Source organism: Streptomyces sp. A 4/2, assembly GCF_940670765.1.
Lineage (GTDB): Bacteria > Actinomycetota > Actinomycetes > Streptomycetales > Streptomycetaceae > Streptomyces.
This window is the reverse complement of record NZ_CALNVW010000073.1, coordinates 1-3,112: the sequence shown is the minus strand read 5'-3', so window position 1 is coordinate 3,112 and position 3,112 is coordinate 1. Positions and strand designations below refer to the sequence as shown.

Below are 3,112 nucleotides of genomic sequence, written 5' to 3'. Positions count from 1 at the left end.
GCCCGGCCCGCTGCTGCCGTCTCCGTCCCGCCGCCGGGTCGCTCGCCGCCGTCCGGCCGGGTTGGCGGGGGAGTGACCTCACCCCCCGGCCCGGCCCGGCCCGCCGCCCCGGCCCGCCGCCTCCGTCCGCCCGGTCGCCCGGGCTGCCGTCTCCGTCCCGCTGCCGGGTCGCTGCTGCCGGGTTGGCGGGGGAGTGACCTCACCCCCCCGCTCGCCGGGCTGCCCGTCCCGCCGCGAACCCGTCCGCCGCGAACCCGTCCGCCCGTCCGTCGCCCGCCCGGCCGTCCCGCCCGTCCCGCCCGCCCGTCCGGGCGGGCGGGCGGGCGGGGGCACCGCCGGGCCGCCGCAGGGGCCCCCGCCGCCGGTGCCGGTCCGGGCCGTCCGCGCGTGGCCGGGCCGCTGCGCCACCCGGGCCGCCCCACTGCGTCCCGGGCGCGGTTTCACTCGTTCTCGTTACAACATTCCGTTCCGGGTGTGTACCGGTGTGGCTAGACTGACGACCAGCGTTACACCTTGTGTGTGGGTGTGGGTGGCCTGCGGTCCCGGGCTGTGCTGCGCCCTGCCCGGGACGGGGGCGGCCTCCTGCCGTCCGCCGGTCCGCCGGTCCGCCGGTCGGCTCCGCCGCCCGGTCGGCGGTGCCCGCCCGCTTCGGGCCGGTGCGCCTTCACCCCCCTGGGGCCGTGCCGGTCGTCCCCGGTCGTCCCCGGTCGTCCCGGGTCGTCCTGGGTCGTTGTCTGTTGTGCGTCTCTTCCTCATTCTGTGTCTGGAGTGCCTGGTGTCCTCTTCTCGTTCGGGTTCCTCCCGCGCCGCCGCTGCCGGTGGCCGTCGCGCTGATGCCGGTGCGGCGCACGGTGCGGACGGGGTCCCGCCGGTCGCGGGCCCGGCCGGGCCGGACACCGCGCCCGTCCCCGGGGCTGTTCCGTCCGGTCCGCCCGCGCCCGTGCCCGCTGCCGGGAGCACCCCGGACACCGATCCGGCCCCGGTTGCCGGTGCGGCCCCGGCCGGCGAGGACCCGCTCGTCCCGGCCGCAGGGGGCGCCGGCCCGGCGGACACGACCGCCGGCGTCGCGGACACGACTACCGGCGCTGCGCCCGGTCCGGCCCGCTCCGGCAGCGCCCCGCGCGGGGCCGCACGCGGGGCCGGCTCCTCACGGCGGTCCGGCCGGGCCGCCGCCGCACCCGCCGCACCAGCCGCCTCCGCCCCGGAGCCGGAACCGGGGGCGGCCGGGTACCTCAACCTTCCCGGCCCGGAAGACCCGCTGTGGGTGTCGGTCCCGCTGGGGCTGCGCCAGAACCTGGCCATGCCCGCGTACCAGCTGGTGAATCCGCCGCGCGGCCCCCTGGCCACCTCGGCGGGCCGCAAGCTGAAGTCCGCGCTCGGGGCCGCCGCCCGGGGCAAGATCACCGGGACGCACTGGCTCGCGCTGCTCACCGCTCCTCGTGCCGCGTTCGGCGGTCCGGCCAGCGCCCGCGCCGACCTCGCATACGCGCGCCTGGAGCAGGTGGTGGCCGACTACCTGCGGCCCGCGCTGGGCACGGTCGCCGCGGCCGAGTTCGCCGCCGGGGTGGAACTGGCCCAGGCCGCGCCCGACACCGCCCCGGCCGGGAAGCCGGACGACGGACCGACCGCCGGGCCGGGCCCCGCGCCGATGCTCCCCGCCCAAGCCCCGGGCGACGACGTCCCCCACCCGGCCGCTCCGGCCCCGATCGCAGTAACTCCCGCTCCTACCAACGCTGTTGACACCGTCCCGGCGGGCCCGGCCCCCACGCCGCCCACCGCCACGGCCACCGCCACGGCCCCCGCCACCGCCACGGCCCCCGCCGGGGACACCGACCCGGCCGCCGCCCCGCTCCCCGCCCCCGCAGCTGCCGCCCTCCTCCAGGACCTGCGCTCCACGGTCGAGCACCGGGCCCTGCTGTGCGTCACCGGCCCCGGCCCGGAGGCCGCCACGGCGGTCACCGCCGCCACCCAGCACCAGCCGCTGCCCGCCGTCTGGATCCGCCCCCACCCGGGCACCGACGAAGCCGCCCTGATCCACGCCCTCTACACCGGGCTCGGCCTGGACCACCGCCAGCCGCAGCCCCGCGAGCACAGCGCCGCGCTGGAACTCGTCGCCGCCGAACTCGACCGCTCCGCCCGCCTCCTGGTCGTGCCCGACGCCCACCGGCTGGCCACCGCCGCGCTGCAGACGCTCTACGGCCTGTGGGCGCCCGGAGGGCCGGAGCGCTTCCCCCTGGTCCTGGTCGCAGACGACCGCCTCCACACCGTCCTGGAGCGCCCCAAGCTGGCGAGCCTGAAGTCCGCGGCCGACCACCACCGCCTGGCCCCGGCCGTCACCCCCGCGCCGGAGGCGCGCACCTCCACCCCGGACCCGCTCCCGGTCGCCGAGCCTGCCGCCGCCCCCGCGCCGGAGGCGCGCGAGAACACCCTGCCCCCCCCGGCCCCGGCCGGTGAAGTCCCCGCTGCTCCGGCCGCCGAGCCCGGCGACGACCTTGCTGCGCCCCGCCTCGTACCGGTCGTCCCGGCTCTCGTCACCGCGGCGGCCGCCGACCCGGCCGCGCCGACCGGTGAAGACCCGGCCGCCCCGGTCGCCAGCGCCGTGTCCGCCGCCCTGCGGCCGGCCGCCAGCCCGGCCGGCGAAGCCCCCGCCGAGCCCCCGACCCCGGCCCTCGACCTGGTCCTGGCCCCGCCCCCGCAGACACTGCACCAGGCCCGCAGCACCCTCCCGCAGCTGATCAGCGCAGCCGGCCAGGGCACCTCCACCCCGCTGGCCCGCGGCACCCACCACGCCCTGCTCACCGCCCCCGCCACCGCCACGGCCCTGGGCTGGGACCTGACCACCGCCACCGCGCACGGCACCGCCGACGCCCGCAAGAAGCTCGGCGACCTCATCCAGGCCGCCGCCACCGGCCACCCCCAGGTCCTGCGCCGCCACGTCACCCCCCTCGCCGTGCTGCTCCCCGCCGCCCCCGACGGCACCCCGCTCCCGCCCACCCCCGGTACACCCGAAGCAGCAGCAACAACCGCACCCAGCAACGGAGTTGTAACGCCCACCCCGGCCACCGTCCCCGCCGCAGCCGCTCCCACCGCCCCGGCCGCCCCAAGCGCACCC

General features: G+C 80.0%; 1 protein-coding gene. It reads left to right on the top strand.

Annotated elements, in window-relative coordinates; translation table 11 throughout:
- Window positions 1-775: 775 nt before the first annotated feature.
- Window positions 776-3,112 (top strand): type II toxin-antitoxin system prevent-host-death family antitoxin (locus NBY69_RS37495; protein ID WP_284350447.1); only part of this gene is annotated, 2,337 nt, incomplete at its 3' end.